This is a genomic window from Haloferax gibbonsii (genome assembly GCF_001190965.1).
Lineage (GTDB): Archaea > Halobacteriota > Halobacteria > Halobacteriales > Haloferacaceae > Haloferax > Haloferax gibbonsii.
The window spans coordinates 138,362-154,776 of the sequence record NZ_CP011949.1; the positions used below are offsets into that span (position 1 = coordinate 138,362).

The 16,415-nt window shown below is 67.5% G+C and carries 16 protein-coding genes; 7 read left to right on the top strand and 9 right to left on the bottom strand.

Features of this window, described 5'->3' with window-relative positions; translation table 11 throughout:
* Positions 1–3: 3 nt before the first annotated feature.
* The gene (locus ABY42_RS17575; protein WP_050460320.1) at positions 4–405 is read right to left on the bottom strand and encodes a VOC family protein; all 402 of its coding nucleotides are present in this window, start codon (positions 403–405) and stop codon (positions 4–6) included.
* 370 nt (positions 406–775) lie between these two features.
* Between ABY42_RS17575 and ABY42_RS17580 the strand changes: the two genes are divergently transcribed.
* A complete protein-coding gene (locus tag ABY42_RS17580; RefSeq protein ID WP_050460321.1) occupies positions 776–1,909 on the top strand; it encodes an MFS transporter in 1,134 nt (377 codons plus the stop codon).
* 99 nt (positions 1,910–2,008) lie between these two features.
* Here ABY42_RS17580 and ABY42_RS17585 read toward each other — a convergent pair whose 3' ends face one another.
* The 8 genes from ABY42_RS17585 to ABY42_RS17620 all read right to left on the bottom strand — a co-directional run bounded on the left by ABY42_RS17585 (position 2,009) and on the right by ABY42_RS17620 (position 9,684).
* Complete coding sequence (locus ABY42_RS17585; protein WP_004978212.1) at positions 2,009–2,539, bottom strand: 3-isopropylmalate dehydratase small subunit; 531 nt, start codon at positions 2,537–2,539, stop codon at positions 2,009–2,011.
* Complete coding sequence (locus tag ABY42_RS17590; protein ID WP_050460322.1) at positions 2,536–3,849, bottom strand: 3-isopropylmalate dehydratase large subunit; 1,314 nt, start codon at positions 3,847–3,849, stop codon at positions 2,536–2,538. Before ABY42_RS17590 ends, ABY42_RS17585 begins: the two co-directional genes overlap by 4 nt.
* Before the next feature lies 1 nt (position 3,850).
* A complete protein-coding gene (locus ABY42_RS17595) occupies positions 3,851–4,810 on the bottom strand; it encodes a hydroxymethylglutaryl-CoA lyase (protein ID WP_050460323.1) in 960 nt (319 codons plus the stop codon).
* A complete protein-coding gene (locus ABY42_RS17600; protein WP_050460324.1) occupies positions 4,807–6,012 on the bottom strand; it encodes a CaiB/BaiF CoA transferase family protein in 1,206 nt (401 codons plus the stop codon). Before ABY42_RS17600 ends, ABY42_RS17595 begins: the two co-directional genes overlap by 4 nt.
* A 173-nt stretch (positions 6,013–6,185) precedes the next feature.
* The gene (locus tag ABY42_RS17605) at positions 6,186–7,586 is read right to left on the bottom strand and encodes a dihydroorotase (protein WP_050460325.1); all 1,401 of its coding nucleotides are present in this window, start codon (positions 7,584–7,586) and stop codon (positions 6,186–6,188) included.
* Positions 7,583–8,242, bottom strand: coding sequence for an isochorismatase family protein (locus tag ABY42_RS17610; RefSeq protein ID WP_050460326.1), 660 nt, complete (start codon positions 8,240–8,242; stop codon positions 7,583–7,585). Before ABY42_RS17610 ends, ABY42_RS17605 begins: the two co-directional genes overlap by 4 nt.
* 66 nt (positions 8,243–8,308) lie before the next feature.
* On the bottom strand, positions 8,309–9,286 hold the full coding sequence (locus ABY42_RS17615) for an LLM class flavin-dependent oxidoreductase (protein WP_004978194.1): 978 nt from the start codon (positions 9,284–9,286) through the stop codon (positions 8,309–8,311).
* Entirely contained in the window at positions 9,283–9,684 is a 402-nt protein-coding gene (locus ABY42_RS17620; RefSeq protein WP_050460327.1) for a nuclear transport factor 2 family protein, read from the bottom strand. The genes ABY42_RS17615 and ABY42_RS17620 overlap by 4 nt, the downstream gene beginning before the upstream one ends.
* Before the next feature lie 234 nt (positions 9,685–9,918).
* Here ABY42_RS17620 and ABY42_RS17625 point away from each other — a divergent pair, with 234 nt between their 5' ends.
* From ABY42_RS17625 to ABY42_RS17650, 6 genes are all read left to right on the top strand, one after another.
* On the top strand, positions 9,919–11,352 hold the full coding sequence (locus tag ABY42_RS17625) for an FAD-dependent oxidoreductase (protein ID WP_004978189.1): 1,434 nt from the start codon (positions 9,919–9,921) through the stop codon (positions 11,350–11,352).
* 120 nt (positions 11,353–11,472) lie between these two features.
* Positions 11,473–12,795 (top strand): ABC transporter substrate-binding protein, encoded by a 1,323-nt coding sequence (locus ABY42_RS17630; protein WP_049905301.1) that lies wholly within the window; start codon positions 11,473–11,475, stop codon positions 12,793–12,795.
* Positions 12,796–12,888: 93 nt separating this feature from the next.
* Positions 12,889–13,854, top strand: coding sequence for a branched-chain amino acid ABC transporter permease (locus ABY42_RS17635; protein ID WP_004978186.1), 966 nt, complete (start codon positions 12,889–12,891; stop codon positions 13,852–13,854).
* Positions 13,851–14,927, top strand: a complete 1,077-nt coding sequence (locus ABY42_RS17640; RefSeq protein WP_050460328.1) for a branched-chain amino acid ABC transporter permease — start codon at positions 13,851–13,853, stop codon at positions 14,925–14,927. Before ABY42_RS17635 ends, ABY42_RS17640 begins: the two co-directional genes overlap by 4 nt.
* Positions 14,927–15,718 carry an ABC transporter ATP-binding protein gene (locus ABY42_RS17645; RefSeq protein ID WP_004978182.1) on the top strand — a complete coding sequence of 264 codons (792 nt, stop codon included), beginning with the start codon at positions 14,927–14,929 and terminating at the stop codon, positions 15,716–15,718. Before ABY42_RS17640 ends, ABY42_RS17645 begins: the two co-directional genes overlap by 1 nt.
* Entirely contained in the window at positions 15,711–16,415 is a 705-nt protein-coding gene (locus ABY42_RS17650) for an ABC transporter ATP-binding protein (RefSeq protein WP_004978179.1), read from the top strand. The genes ABY42_RS17645 and ABY42_RS17650 overlap by 8 nt, the downstream gene beginning before the upstream one ends.

Genomic DNA, 16,415 nt, shown 5'->3' on the forward strand with positions numbered 1-16,415 from the left:
GGCTCAGTCGTCGTCGGGCGCGGCTTTCAGTTCCAGCGTGTAGCCGAACGGGTCGGTGACGTACACCGCGGGCGCGACGCCCGTCGCCCCGAGGGGTTCGAGTTGCCGGTCGATTTCGACGCCCGCGGCGTCGAGGTGGCCGCGGAGTTCGTCGATGTCGTGGGCGAACTCGATGGCGACGTGGTCGAAGGCGGTCTCCGTCGGCGGTTCGAAGTTCTCGGCCGGTCGGAGGTGGATGACGCTCTCCGGGGTGAGTCGCACGGAGAAGAAGGGTTTTTCGCCCGATTCGAACAACTCGCGGTTCTCGATTTCGAAGCCGAGCGCGTCGCGGTAGAACTCGACCGCGGCGTCGAGGCCGTCGGCGGGGATGCGGAGATTCACGTGGTCGATTGCCGTCGCGTCCATGCCCGACCCGTCGCGGCCGCGGGTGGTAAAAATTTGTGCGGCGGCCATCGGGGACGGGGGGCGCTGAACCGGATAGAGATAAACTCAGTAGAGTTTAAAACTGTGCAATTTCTAAAAATTGTAGAATTTGTAAAAATTGTGTCGTTCGAGAAGCGAATATAGTGCTTCTACTTTCGATGTATCTTCTTTAGACTAGTCAATATAAACTTATATTTGTTTACTAGTCGCTCAGCGCCGCGGGGAACCGCGCCGCCGACAAGCGGAACCGGCGTTCCGCAATCGTAACCCATTGGTAGCAGGTCGGTGTACGGAGGGTGTGAACCAACAGCCGACATCCGACGAGCGCTTGCTTGCGGGCTACCCGGGTCGGATGTTAGTCACCGTGTCGCTGGCGTGGGCGGTCCTCCAGACGGGTCGGTTTCTGTTGTCGCCGCTGCTGCCGACTATCATCGAGGAGCTACAGATAACGGAGGCGACCGCCGGCATCGCGCTGGCGCTGTTTCAGGGCGTCTACGCCATCACCCAGTACCCCGGCGGCGAGTACTCGGACCGCTGGACCCGGACGACGCTCATCGTCCCCGGACTCGGCATCCTCGTCCTCGGGTTCGCCACGTTCGGCCTCGCCGGCGGTCTCGCGGGCTTCGTCGCCGCCGCGGTCGTCACGGGACTCGGGAAGGGGCTGTTCGCCATCCCCTCGCGGGCGCTCCTGTCGGACCTGTTCGTCGAACGCCGCGGCCGGGCGCTCGGTCTCTACGCCGCCGGGACCGACCTCGGCGGCCTCGTCTCGTCGGGGCTCGCCATCCTCGCGCTGACCTACGCCACGTGGCGGACGCCGTTCCTCCCGGTCGCCGTCGCCCTCGCGGGGCTCACCCTCCTCTACGCGCTCTGGTCCAGAGACGGGTACGCCGTGGGGTCGCCCGAACTCCACGTCTCGGGCACGCTCCGACGACTCTTCGCCAGCGCGGAACAGCGCCGGACGCTCCTCGCGTTCGGGCTGTTTTACTTCATGGTCGGCGGCTTCATCAACTTCTTTCCGACCTATCTCATCGAGGCGAAAGGCTTCGACCAGCAGTTGGCGAGCGCGACGTTCGCCATCGTCTTCGCCGTCGGCATCACCATCAAGCCCGTCGCCGGCGGCCTGAGCGACCGGTTCCGCCGCGAGTCAATCGCCGTCGTCGGGATGCTCGTCGCCGCGGGGGCGCTCGCCGTCCTCTCGGCCGTGGAGGCGCGCCCGCTCATCTACGTCTCCGTCGTCGCGCTCGCGGCCGGCTACAAGACGGAGTTCCCCCTCGCGGACGCCATCATCATGGACAACGCGCCCGACGCCGACCGCGGGGCCGACCTCGGGGCCGCGCGGGCGCTGTTCCTCGGCGCGAACGCGATTGGACCGGCCTACGTCGGCATCGTCGCTACCTACGCGAGCTACGTCGCCGCGTTCGCGGGGCTCGCGGTCTGTCTCGTCGTCGCCGCCGGACTCCTCTACTGGGACGCGCGGAAGCGGTGAAACGCAGAAAGCGATAACCGCATCGGAGCGGCGTTCGCGGGTGCCTCTGTTCGGTCGGCGGACGGTGCGGCGGCGGTGTGACGTGAGCCGAGTGCCCGCTCAGCCGTCGAGTTTCGCCTTCGTGTAGGCTTTCAGCCCTCCCTGTTCGACGAGCGACTGGAGGAACTCGGGGAGCGCCTCCGCCTCGTACGTTTCGTCTCGCGTGTGGTTCGTCACGACGCCCGCGTCGAGGTCGACGTGAATCTCGTCGCCGTCCTCGATGGCGTCCGCGCCGGGGCAGATGAGCACCGGCAGGCCGAGGTTGATGGCGTTGCGGAAGAAGATGCGCGCGAACGACTGCGCGACGACCGCCGAGACGCCCGCGCCGACGAGCGACAGCGGCGAGTGCTCCCGCGACGACCCGCTGCCGAAGTTCTCGCCGGCGACGACGAAGTCACCGGGTTCGACCGACTCGGAGAACTCGGGTCTGAGGTCCTCGAAGGCGTGGGTGGCGAGTTCGTCGGGGTCCGACGAGACGATGAAGCGCGACGGGGTTATCTGGTCGGTGTCGATGTTGTCGCCGAAGACCCACGCGCGACCGGGTTCAGCGGGGTCCGGGCGGCCGCCGTCGCCGGCGAACGCGTCCGTCATGGCAGCACCTCCGCGAACACCGTGTCGTCGTAGCGTTTCGTCTCGACCTCGCGGGGGTCCGTGATTTCGCCGTACAGCGCGCTCGCGCCGACGGTCGCCGGACTCGACAGGTAGACCGACGACTCCATCGACCCCTCGCGGCCGGGGAAGTTCCGGTTCGCGGTGGCGAGACAGACGTCGCCGTCACCGAGGACGCCCTGGTGGTAGCCCGCACAGGGGCCGCACCCAGCGCTCTGGATGACCGCGCCGGCGTCGGTGAGCGTCTGGAAGACGCCCGTCCCGAGCATGTGCTGGTAGACGGACTTCGAGGCGGGGACGACGACCATCCGGACGTTCGGGGCGATGGTCTCGCCCGCGAGGATGTCCGCGACGATTTTGATGTCCTCGTACCGGCCGTTCGTGCAGGTGCCGACGAACAGCTGGTCGATTTCGGTGCCCGCGACCTCGGTCACGTCGACCGCGTTCTCGGGGTTCGACGGCTTCGAGACCTGCGGGGCGAGGGCGGCCGCGTCGTAGCTGTGGACCGCCTGGTAGTCGGCGTCGTCGTCGGAGACGAACGCGTCGTCGAGGTCGACTTCGTTGCCGGTCTGGCGTTCGAGGTACGACTCGGTCCGCTCGTCGGGCGCGACGAGGCCCGTCTTGCCGCCCATCTCGATTGCCATGTTCGACAGGACGAGGCGCTCGTGAATCGGGAGCGACTCGATGGTGCTCCCGGCGTACTCGGCGGCCATGTAGGTACAGCCGTCGAAGCCCACGTCGCCGATGAAACGCAGGATGAGGTCCTTCGCGTAGACGCCGTCTTGGAGGTCGCCCTCGACCTCGAAGCGCAGCGTCTTCGGGACGCGGAACCAGAGTTCGCCCGTCGCGAGCGCGGTCCCGAGGTCGGTCGAGCCGACGCCGGTCCCGAACGCGCCGATGCCGCCGTAGGTCGTCGAGTGGGAGTCCGCGCCGATGACGAGGTCACCGGGACCGACGAAGCCCTCCTCGACGAGGACGGCGTGGCAGATGCCGTCGCCCACGTCGAACTGGTGCGCGCCGTGTTTCGCCGCGAACTCGCGGACCGCGTTGTGGTTGTTCGCGGCCTGCACCCCGTCCGCGGGGGCGTGGTGGTCGATGGTGAAGACGGTCCGGTCGGGCGCGAACAGCTCGCCGTCGTCGCCCGTCACCTCGTCGAACGTCCGGAACGCGAGCGGCCCGGTGATGTCGTGGGCCATCGCCACGTCCACGTCGGCTTCGACGTAGTCGCCGGCGCGGGCGTCGGTGCCGGACTTCGCCGAGAGCAGTTTCTCCGCGAGGGTCTTGCCGGACATCTCAGTCCACCTCCTGGTCGGCCGCGACGGTGTCGAGGACGCCCTCGACCGTGCCGCCGGCGAGGACGTGACTCGTCAGACCGAGGCCCAGTCGGTCGGACACGTCGTGGGCGGCCGCCTCGATGCGGCCGAAGTCGACGCCGTGGCCGACGCCCATTCGTTCGAGCATCTGGACGAGGTCCTCGGTCGGCGTGTTGCCGACGCCGGACATGTCGCCGGGGAGGACGACGCCGCCGCCGAGGCCGCAGACCGAGGCGTCGAAGCGGTCGACGCCGACGGCCATCGCGGCCAGCGTGTTGGCGAGGCTCATCCCGTTCGTGTCGTGGAGGTGCAGGCCCATGTCGAGGCCGGGGTGCGCCTCGAACGCGGCGGTGAAGCGCTCCGTGATTTCGACCGGGTTGGCGAGGCCCATCGTCGTCGCCAGCGTCACCTCGTCGACGCCGGAGTCGACGACGCTGTCGACGACCGCGAGCGTCTCCGCCGGGTCGATTGCGCCCTCGTAGGGGCAATAAAAGCTCGTCCCCATCCCGGCTTCGACCTCGATGCCGTGGTCGTGGGCGAGGTCGACGATGTCGTCCATCTCCGCGAGCACCTCCTCGCGGGTACGGTTCTGGTTTTTCCTCGTGTAGGTCTCGCTCACCGTGACGAGCGCGTTCACCTTGTCAACCTCGGCCTCGACGGCGCGTTCCATGCCCCGGAGGTTGGGGACGAGCGCCCGGTAGGTCACGCCGTCGCGGCGGGTAATTCTCTTGGCCACCTCGTCGGCGTCCCGCAAGGTCGGGACGGCCTTCGGGTGGGTGAACGACGAAATCTCGATTTCGTCCACGCCCGTCTCCGAGAGGGCGTCGATTATCTCGACTTTCTCGTCGGTCGGGACGAACTCGTCGAGGCGCTGGAACCCGTCGCGGGGCAGCATCTCGACGACGTGGACGCGCTCGGGAAGCGAGTCGAGGAGGCTCATATCACGTCCTCCGCTTCGAGGTCCGAAAGCACCGACTCGTCGTAGCCGAGTCGGTCGCGGTAGACCGCGTCGTTGTGTTCGCCGAGCGACGGGCCGAGGTGGTCGACCCGCCCCGGCGTCTCCGAGAACTTCGGGAAGGCGTTCTGCACGACCGCCTCGCCGAGGTCCGGGTCGTCGACCGTCAGGAACGCCTCGCGCGCCGCGTAGTGCTCGTCGTTGAGAATGTCCTCGACGTTGTACACCGGCGCGAGCGTCGCGTCGGCCTCCTCGAACGCCGCGAGCACCTCCTCGCGGCTGTGGTCGTCCATCCAGCCTTGGATGATGGCGTCGAGTTCGTCGACGTGTTCCAGTCGGTCCTCGTTGGTCTCGAACCGCGGGTCGTCCTTCAGGTCGGGCCGGTCGATGGCGTCGAAGGTCCGTTCCGCGAGCGGTTGCGCGCTCGCGGAGATGGCGACCCAGCGGTCGTCGCCCGTCCGGTAGACGTTCCGCGGGGCCGACGAGGTCGAGCGGTTGCCCGACCGCGACTCGATTTCGCCGAGTTGGTCGTAGCGGAGCGGTTGCGGGCCGAGCAGGCCGAAGATGGGTTCGATGAGGCTCGTGTCGATGTACTGGCCGCCGCCGCCGTGGACGTCGCGGTGGTAGAGCGCGAACATCACCGCGAACGTCGAAAACAGCGCCGCGATGTTGTCGGCGAGACCGGTCGGCGGGAGCAGCGGGGGCGAGTCGGGGAAGCCGTTGAGGTAGGCGAAGCCGGACATGGCCTCCGCGAGCGTCCCGAAGCCGGGGCGCTCGGAATACGGGCCGGTCTGGCCGAAGCCGGACATCCGGAGCATCACGAGGTCGTCGTTGACATCTGAGAGTCGCTCCCAGCCGACGCCCCAGCGTTCGAGCGTGCCGGGTCGGAAGTTCTCGATGAGGAGGTCGGCCTCGCTCACGAGGTCCTCGAACACCGCCGCGCCCTCCTCGGTGGAGATGTTCAGGGTGATAGACTGCTTGTTCCGCGAGAGGTACTTGTGCCAGAGGCCGACGCCGTCTTTCTGTGGACCGAACCGGCGGATGTGGTCGCCGAACGCCGGGTGTTCGATTTTGATGACCGTCGCCCCGAAGTCGGCCAGGAAGCGGCCGACGGTCGGGCCGGATATCATCGACCCGGCTTCGAGGACGACGAGGCCGTCGAGTGGTCCGTTCGTGTCGTTCGTCATGTCGTGTGTGTCTTCTCGTTCTGTGTCGCGTGTGGTGGTCGTCAGGTGGTGCGTGTGCGTGTCCGCGCGCCCGGTCGTCTGTGCGGCGGGTCGGGCCGCGCCCCCGGGCTCCCGCGTGGCCGGTCAGTCAGCGTCGTCGACTCCCTTTTCGGTCGCCGCGGCGGGTGGCCGGTTCACACCGGCCGGTCGATGTGCGTGCCGTGGCCCTTCGTGCCGACAATCTCGCCGTCGTCGTAGGCGAGTTCGCCCTTCACGACGGTCTGGGTCGGCCAGCCGGTGACGTCTCGACCCTCGTAGGGGGAGTAGCCGCTGACGCTGTGTAACAGTTCCGGCGTGACCGTCTTCGTCTCGTCGAGGTCGACGACGGCGAGGTCGGCGTCGCTGCCGACTCTGACCGTCCCCTTCTTGGGGTAGAGATTGAACGCCTTCGCCGCGTTGGTGCTCGTGACCTCGACGGCGCGTTCGAGCGAGATGCGGCCCTCGTTGACGCCCTCCGAGAGGATGAGGGGGAGCATCACCGGCGTCGAGGGGAAGCCGAGCAGGCTGTCGCGGATGCCCTCACCGAACTTGTTCTCCGCGAGGTTGGCGCAGTGGTCGGTCCCGATAGTGGAGATAGTGCCGTCGGCGAGGCGCTTCCAGAGCGTCTCTTGGTCGGCTTTCGACCGAACCGGCGGGTTGACTTTCATGCGCTCGTCGCACTCCTCGGTGGTGAGCGCGAGGTAGTGGATACACGTCTCGCCCCACGCCCGGTAGCCCGCGTCGTGGAGCGCGGCGAGTTCGTCGGCCGTCCCCCCGGCGGAGATGTGGACCGCGTAAAAGCGGTCGTCGTAGCCGTGGACCTTGGCGAGCGCGGCCCCGGCGACCATGCTCTGAGTCTCGGCATAGCCGGGGAACTCCTCGACCATCACCTCGTAGCCCTCGTCGGCGTCGGCGTCGGTGTCGTCGGACTCGGAGGTGACGTAGACGTTGCCGCCGGCGAGCGCGTTCGTGATTTCGACGTTCTCGGAGTGGTAGCCGAGCGTCGTCGGCACGTCCTGTTCGGCGAGTTTCTGGACGAACGCGTCGCCGAAGTCGTCGTGCATGTCGCAGTCGACGCCGAACTTCTCGCGGGCGGCGTCCTTGTAGTTCATGTACCACTTGAACGTCGTGATGCCGAACTCCTCGATGATGGTTGGTATCTCCTCGACGTGCTCCATCGAGAGCAGGCCGAGCGAGAAGAAGTAATCGTGGTAGTAGTTCGGCTCCGCCTCGTCGAAGTAGCCCGGCATGATGTCCTCGTAGGCCCCGGCCCGGCGGAAGTAGTTCCCGATGGTGGTCACGCCGCCGACGAGGTCGGACTTGGACTCGGACTCGGCGTCCGCCTCCAGCCCGCGGTAGATGCCGTGGTGGGTGTGCGGGTCGATCGCGCCCGGGAGCACGTGCTTGCCCGTCGCGTCGATTTCCGTCTCGCCCGAGAGCGTGCCGGGCGCGGCGATGGCGGAGATGGTCTCGCCGTCGGCCGCGACGTCGGCCTCGAAGGTGCCGTGTTCGGGGGTGACGACGGTGCCGTTCGAGATGACGAGGTCGTGGGTCATAGCGTCTCGACCCACTCCTCGACCGCCTCGGTCTCGAGCACCTCGGCGTACTTCATCCACAGGTCGAGGAGGCCGATCTTGTGCGACGCCTCGATGCGGTCGAAGATGCACTCCTGCGGCAGGACGACGCTGAGGCCGTTCTGCTTGGCGTCGACCGCGGTGGCCCGGACGCACCCGCTCGTGGAGTTGCCGACGATGATGACCGAGTCGTGGCCGCCGCGGACGAGCCGCGAGAGCAGGTCGGTCCCGTAGAACGCCGACGCGTAGGACTTGTCGACGACGGTGTCGCCCTCCTCGGGCGCGACCGGGTCGACGATGTCGAGGTCGGGGTGGTCGGCGTCGTCGTAGCTCGACGGGACGACCCGGGTGTACGTCACCGGAAGCCCCTGCTCACGCGCGAAATCGAGGAACGGGTCGATGTGCTCGATGGCGTCCCACGCGATGTCGCCCATCGCGGTGCGATACTCCTCGATAGCGTCGAGGATGGGGACGTTCTCGCCGACGATGAGCCGCTGCATGTCGATGACGAGAACCATCGGGTTCTCGCCCATGCCGCGGGACTCCCACGACGAGGCGCCCTCCTTGTCGTAACCAGCCTTCGTGATGACCTGTTTATCCTGTTCAGATAGCAGGTCCTCCCAGATACGGTCTGTCATGACTCGCTTCGCCTGAGATGCGGTGGCATCCAGCATAAAAGTACGGCACGGTTCGCCGGGGTCATGTTACGGGGCGAACACCTCCAGCGTCCGCGCCACCCACTCGCGGTCGACGCCGGCGGGCGCGCGGACGACCGGGAGGTCGACGCCCATCTCGCGGAGTTCGGCGAGTCGCCCCCGCACGTCGTCGGGCGTGCCGACGAGCGCCACGAGGTCGAGGAAGTCGGCCGAGAGTTCGCGCGCCCCCGCCTCGGTCGTCGGCGCGGCGCGGACCGCCTCGACCTCGTCGCCGAAGCCGGCCTGCTCGGCCGCGCGGTCGTAGTAGCCCGGCACGTCCCGCAGGTAGTACGCGACGTGTTCGGCCGCCGCCCGGCGCGCCTCGTCGGGGTCGTCGTGGACGGCCGTGAGGACGTACATCGCCACGTCCACGTCGCTCCGGTCGCGGCCGGTTCGGGCGGCCCCGGTGTCGAGCCACTCCAGCGCCTCCTCGAACTGCGGGCGGGGGTAGAGGTTCGGGAGCCAGCCGTCGGCGACCTGCCCGGTGAGTCGGACGTTCGCCGGCCCGAGCGCGCCGTTATAGATTGGTATCTCTTCCCGGACGGGTTCGAAGGCGTCCCAGAAACTCGTGCGCTCGGGCGAGAAGAACTCCCCGTCGAAGGAGTCGGCGTCGCCGCGGAGGTAGCGCCGCACGAGTTCGACGTACTCGTGGAGGCGCGACAGCGGGCGGTCGAAGGGGACGCCGTGGAACGTCTCGACGACGCCGGGGTGGGCGACGCCGAGGCCGAGAATCGCGCGGCCGTCCGAGTGGTCGTCGAGGGTCGCCGCGGCCGCCGCGAGCGCCGCCGGCGTCCGCGAGAACACGTTGACGATGCCCGTCGCGAGGCCGATTTCGTCGGTGTGGACGGCCCAGCGTTCGAGCTTTCCGAAGGCGGTCTTTCCCTGCCCCTCGGCGGCCCACGCCGACTCGTAGCCGAGTTCCTCGGCGCGGACGACGAGCGAGGGGTCGTCGCGGAGCGCGAACAGAACCGCGGTTCGGTCGCTCATTCCTCCGCCGGGACTGCGGCCGCGTCCTCGACCGGGACGACGCCGTCGACGGCGAGGTCGTTCCAGATGTCGAGGCGCTCGATGAGGCCCCGGCGGACGACGTAGATATCGACGTAGCGAACGTCCGAAAACTCCGCGCCGTCGTTGTCGACGCCGTAGAGCGACCCCGTGCTCACGACGGTGTCGCCCGCCTCTATCCAGCGGTCGAACTCCTTGGCCGCCCACTCGTACCGCGGTTCGAGATGCGCGAGGAAGTCGTAGGCCGCGGTCGGTCCCTCGAAGGTCGCACCCGGCAGGGAGATGACGGCGTCCTCGGCGAACAGGTCTCCGACGGTGTCCCTGCGGTCGTCTTCCATCCGGTCGAAGAACTCCTCGACGATGTCTCGTGGCGAGTCCATGCGCTATGCGTGTTCTCAACCCACATAATTTTTCACTCCGGTATTCCTGACTATCTGTTATTCCTGAACGTCCGAGACGGAGCGACAGCGGACGACGCAACGGCGAACGATGATGCAACAGCGAACGAGTCTACACACGCACGCACCGCCGAGACCGGCGGAATCGAGAGGTTCGTGGGGAACCGTCACCGCCGGAGGCGGTAGTTTTACGATAGAGTCTACCTAGCAGAGTGCATGGACGAACTAGCCCGGCGGACGCCGAGCGACGGCGTCGCCGAAGTCGTCTCGGTCGACGACATCGAGTGGGACATCGACACGGACGTGCTCGTCGCGGGCGGCGGGGGGACCGGCCTCGTCGCCGCGCTCGCGGCCAGCGAGAACCCCGACGTTCGCGTGACGGTGCTGGAGAAAGCGCCCGAATGCGGCGGGAACACCTCGCTTTCGACGGGGATGATTCCCGCGGCGGGGACGCGACTCCAGCGCGAGGCCGGCATCGAGGAGACGCCCGCCGACATGGCCCGCGACATCTTGGAGAAAAACGACTACGAGGCCGACGAGGAGCGCGTGCGGTACCTCTGCGAGGAGAGCACGAACCTCATCCACTGGCTCGTCGACGACTGGGACGTCACGCTCCACATCGTGGACGACTTCAAGTATCCCAAGCACTCCGAGTACCGGATGCACGCGCCGGAGGGTCGAAACGGCGAGAACCTCGTCGCCGAACTGGTCGAGCGCGTCGAGTCGACGCCGAACATCGAACTCCTGACGAACGCGCCCGTGAAGCAACTCGTCGCCGACGACGGCGCGGTCCGGGGCGTCGTCGCCGGCCTCGGCCACGACGAGGCCATCGAGGCCGAGAAGGTCATCCTCGCCACCGACGGCTTCGCCGGCAACCGCGAGATGGTCACCGACTACTGCGAGGAGGACATCGAACGGGCGCTGTACTTCGGCGCTGACGGCAACACCGGCGACGGCGTCCGCTTCGGCGCGGAACTCGGCGGCGAACTCGCCTGCATGGACGCCTATCAGGGCCACGCGACGGTGGCGAGCCAGACGGGCATGCTCTCGACCTACGCGGTCACGATGAACGGGGGCATCCTCGTGAATCAGGACGGCGAGCGGTTCGGCGACGAGTCCGCGGGGTACAGCGAGTTCGCCATCTCGGTGCTCAAACAGCCCGGCGGGCAGGCGATTCAACTGTTCGACGAGCGCATCTTCGAACGACTCCGCGGGCAGTTCGAGGACTTCGACGAGGCCATCGAACAGGGGACCTACCACAGCGACGACTCGGTCGCCGACCTCGCCGAGCGGCTCGGTGCCGACGGCGAGCGCGCCGCGGAGACGGTCGCCGACTACAACGAGGCCGCCGCGGCGGGCGAACCGGACGAGGTGGGCCGCGTCGACGGCGCGAACCCGCTGGAAGCGCCCTTCTACGGGACCAAAGTCACCGGCGCGCTCTTCCACACGCAGGGCGGCCTCGTCGTCGACGGAGACGGGCGCGTCCTCCGGACCGACGGGAGCATCGTCGAGAACCTCTACGCCGGCGGCGGCACGGCCTGCGGTATCAGCGGCCACGGCGCGGGCGGCTACCTCTCCGGTAACGGGCTGACGACCGCGCTCGGCTACGGCCGCCTCGCCGGCATCCACGCACGCGAGTCGCTCGACTGACGCGCGGACTCGGCCGACTCGACCGGCTCAACCGACTCGACGCGGGAATATCTTCGGAACGTGACAACACGAGTACGATAGCATTTATTACAATTGGCACCAACCTCGTGATTGATTGCCATGGGTAAGACTCTCAAGTCTTCGACGAGCAACAGGCGGCGCTTCCTCAAAGCAACGGGCGCGAGCGTCGCGGCATTGACATTAGCCGGCTGTGCGAGCGACGACGCCGGAAACGGCGGCGGCGATTCGGGCGGCGACTCCGGCGGCGACTCGGGCGGGTCCGGCGGCGACACGGGCACCACGACGGGGACGCCCGAGCAGTCCGTCGACGAGGTCATCATCGGCTCGAACCACCCGCTTTCGGGCAGTCTCGCCGCGACGGGCGTCGGGATGAGCAACGCCATCAAACTCGCCGCGATGCGGAAAAACGAGGAGGGCGGCATCGAGTCGCTCGACGGCGCGGAAGTGACCGTCATCGAGGGCGACAACCAGGGCGCACAGGAACTCGGCGGACAGGTCAGCGAGGAACTGCTCAGCGAGGGCGCGCACGTCCTCACCGGCTGTTACTCCTCGCCGGTGACGACGGCGGCGACGCAGGTCGCAGAACGGCAGGGCGTCCCGTTCGTCATCTCCATCGCGGCGGCGGACAACATCCTGCAGGGCCGCGACTTCAACTACGTCTACCGGCCCCAGCCCCCGGCGCGCCGGCTGGCGAGCGACTACGCGGACCTCGTGCCGTCGGTCATCCGCGACGGCGGCGGCACCATCGACACGGCGGGGCTGTTCTACATCAACAACAGCTACGGACAGGCGATTCGCGACAGCCTCCGCGAGTTCCTCCCCGAGCAGAACGTCGAAATCGTCGAGGAGACGGCCATCGAGTTCGGCGCGTCGAACGCCAACACGCAGGTGTCGCGGCTCCGGAGCGCCGACCCCGACACCATCATCGCAACGACCTACGTCGCCGGCGGCGTCCTGCTCGCGCAGGCGCTGCAGGACCAGGACTACCGGCCGCCGTACCTGACCGCGTCCGCGTCCGCGACGTTCACCGACGACGACGCCGTCAGCGACATCGGCGAGTTCGCAAACGGCGTGCTGGACAACAACTACGCGCTGAACCCGACGGTCGACAAGACCGCCGAGGTCCGCTCGCAGTTCCTCGACAACTACGACCAGGAGTTCTCGGCGTCGGTCGGGATGGCCTACACCGCGGCCGAGGTCATCATCCAGGCGGTCGAGGAGGCCGGCAGCGTCGAACCCGACGACATCAACGAGGCGCTCAAGGGCCTCAGCTACGAGGACCACATCTCCGCGATGGGCGCTATCGAGTTCGACGACCAGGGCGAGAACGTCAACGCGCTCGGCCCGGTGAACCAGGTTCAGGACCTCTCGGTCAAGGTCGTCTACCCCGAGGAGTACGCGGAGGCCGACCCGCAGGTCTGACCGCGGCCCTCGCGCCCGTCACGTCAACGAACCGTCCCGAAAGATAGCCACCTTTTATGGGGGTTGCCAACAATTCCCGAGCGTAGAAACCGCATGGGACACCTAGTCACATCGGTCGCGCCGCTGCCGCTGCAGGGCGGTGGCCTCGGCCGATTCATCGACCCGTTCGTACAGTTCCTGACCGACATCACCAACCTGGAGCCCGTCCTCCTGCAGTTGCTCGCGTTCGGCCTCCTGCTCGGGGGCGTCTACGCGCTGACGGCGCTCGGGCTGACCATGATATTCGGCGTGATGGACGTCATCAACTTCGCCCACGGCGTCTTCCTCGTCGTCGGGATGTACTCGGTGTGGTTGGTCTCCGAGATGGCGGGTATCAGCCCGTTCCTCGGCATCCCCATCGCCGCCGCAGTGCTGTTCGTCCTCGGGGTGGTCGTCCACGTACTCACGGTCGAACCCATCATCGAGGCCCCCCAGCAGAACCAGCTCATCGCCACGCTGGGCGTCCTCTTTATCATCCAGTCGGCCATCGAAATCGTGTTCACGCCCGACCCCCAGCAGGTCGAACTCTCGCTCGGGTCGATACAGGTCGGCGGCGTCTTCATCCCGCTCGGGCAGTTCTACGCGCTCGTCATCGCGCTCGGGACGATGCTCGCCGTGCGGGCGTTCCTGAACCGGACCGACCTCGGCCGGAAGATTCGCGGCACGGCCGACAACCGCGACGGCGCGCGCTACGTCGGCATCAACGTCCGCCGCATCAACTACCTCACCTTCGGCATCGGCGCGGCGCTGGCCGGCGTGGCCGGCGGCTCCATCGCGCTGTTCCAGCGGTTCGACCCCTTCACGGGCGAGACGTACCTCATCAACGCCTTCGTCATCGTCATCCTCGGCGGCCTCGGCTCGTTCCCCGGCGCGTTCGTCGGCGGCCTCATCGTCGGGATGATTCAGGTGTTCGGCGGCTACTACCTCCCCGGGACCACCGCGCAGGTGCTCATCTTCCTGCTTTTCATCGGGACGCTCCTCGTCAAGCCCGAGGGCCTCTTCGGAGGTGCTGAGGCGTGAGCGCAATCGAGTCCGTCCGCGACCGCTACCGGACGTTCGACGACCAGCGGTACGCCCCGCTGGTGAAGGGCGTCGCGCTGTTCGGCCTGCTCGCGGCGCTCCCGACGATTATCGAAATCGACGTCGCCGGGATGGAACTCGCGGCGCTGTTGAGCCTGAAAGTGCTCATCCTCACGGTCATCTACGCCTACACGGCCCAGGCGTGGAACATCATGTCCGGCTACACCGGGCAGTTCTCCTTCGGGCACGCGGCGTTCTTCGGCATCGGCGCGTACGCCACGCAGGCGCTCGTCGTCGACGCCGCGGTGAACCCCTGGATCGGAATGCTCGTCGGCGGCGTGCTGGCCGGGGGGTACGGGCTCATCATCGGCGCGCTCTCGTTCCGCTTCAAACTGCAGGGCCACTACTTCGCGCTGGCGACGCTCGCGTTCGCGGAACTGCTCCGCTTCGTCGTCACCAACATGTCGGAGCTCCGCGGGGCCAACGGCTACTTCAAGGCGTTCCCGCGGGACTACGGCGCGGAGTACGGCCTCGTCGCCTTCCAGTTCCAGAACGACCTGCCGTACTACTACCTCATCGTCGGCTTCCTGCTCGTCGTGACGCTCGTCTCGTGGCTCATCAAGAACTCGTGGGTCGGGCTGTACTTCTTCGCCATCCGCGAGGACGAGCGGGCCGCCGCCAGCGTCGGCGTGCCGAGCTTCCGGTACAAGCTCATCGGCGTCGCCGTCAGCGCCTTCTTCACCGCCCTCGGCGGTGCCTACTGGTCGATGTACTTCAACACCATCCGCCCCGACACCGTGTTCGCGCTGTTCAAGAACGTCGAACTGCTCCTCCCCGCCGTCGTCGGCGGGCCGGGGACGCTTCTGGGCCCCATCGTCGGCTCGTTCATCGTCACGCCGGTCAGCGAGATCGCGCGGACGACGTTCTCCGACATCAACGGCCTCGACCGCATCATCTACGGCGCGTTCCTCGTGGCCATCGTCATCTACTCGCCGCGCGGCGTCGTCAGTTGGCCGAGCCAGGCGCGCGCGCTCTGGGAGCGCGTCCGCGGTGACGAGGAGGTGAACGAGTGATGTCGGCAGACGAGACGAACGCGCAGAGCGTCGACGACGCGGACGCCGACATCGACCGCGACGGCGAGCAGATTCTGTCGGTCGAGGGCGTCGGCAAGCGCTTCTCCGGCCTGCAGGCGCTCGACGACGTGGACATGACCGTCAACCGCGGCGAGATTATCGGCCTCATCGGGCCGAACGGCGCGGGCAAGACCACGCTGTTCAACTGCATCAGCGGGGCGTTCCCGCCGACGAGCGGGACCGTCAGGCTCGACGGCGAGGTCATCTCCGGCCTCCCGGCGCACAAAATCGCGCGGGCGGGGCTGGCGCGGACGTTCCAAATCACGCGCCCGCTGGAGGAACTGACCGTCGTCGAGAACGCGATGGTCGGCGCGCACATCCACACCCGCCGCCGGGGCGAGGCGCGCGAAATCGCCATGGAGACCCTCGAATTCGTCGGGCTCGCGGACAAGGCCGAAGAGGAGGCGGGCGAACTCACCGTGGGCGCACAGAAGCGCCTCGAACTCGCCCGCGCCGTCTCGACGCGGCCGGAAATCCTGCTCCTCGACGAGATTATGGCGGGGCTCACCCCGTCGGAGTCGAACCAGATGCTCGACCTGTTCCGCCAACTCCGCGAGCGCGGGACGAGCCTCCTCATCATCGAACACGACATGAAAGCCATCATGAACATCTCGGACTACGTGAAAGTGCTGGACCAAGGGAAGGGCATCGCCTTCGGCGCGCCCGAGACGGTGGTCGAAGACGACCGCGTCATCGAGGCCTACATCGGGGGGTTCGACGTCGATGCTTGAACTGAGCGGCGTCCGCGCCGGCTACGACGACATCGAGGTGCTCCACGGCGTCGACATGCACGTCGACGAGGGCGAAATCGTCGCGCTCATCGGCTCGAACGGCGCGGGCAAGACGACGACGATGCGCACCATCTGCGGCATCCTCTCGCCGAGCCGCGGCGAGATAACCTACCGCGGCGAGGCGATTCACTCGAAGGCGTCCCACGAAATCGTCGAGCGCGGCATCGTGCAGGTCCCCGAGAACCGCGACCTGTTCACCAACATGACCGTCATCGACAACCTGCTTCTCGGCGCGCAGACCGAGGAGGCGAAGGCGGACCGCAGGGAGAACCTCGACGAGATGCTGGAGCTGTTCCCCCGGCTCGCGGAGCGCAAGAACCAGCGCGCCGGCACCATGTCCGGCGGGGAACAGCAGATGCTGACCCTCGCCCGCGCGCTCATGGGCGAACCCGACCTACTCATCCTCGACGAGCCCTCCATCGGGCTCGCGCCGCACCTCGTTCAGGAGGTGTTCGACGTCATCGAGGACATCCACGCGCAGGGCATGACGGTCCTCATGGTCGAACAGAACGTCCAGCAGACGCTCAAGCTGGCCGACCGGGGCTACGTCATGGAGAACGGCCGCATCAGCATGACCGCCGACGGCGACGAACTCCTCGAAGACGAGGGCGTCGTCGAGGCGTACCTCGGGGTGTGA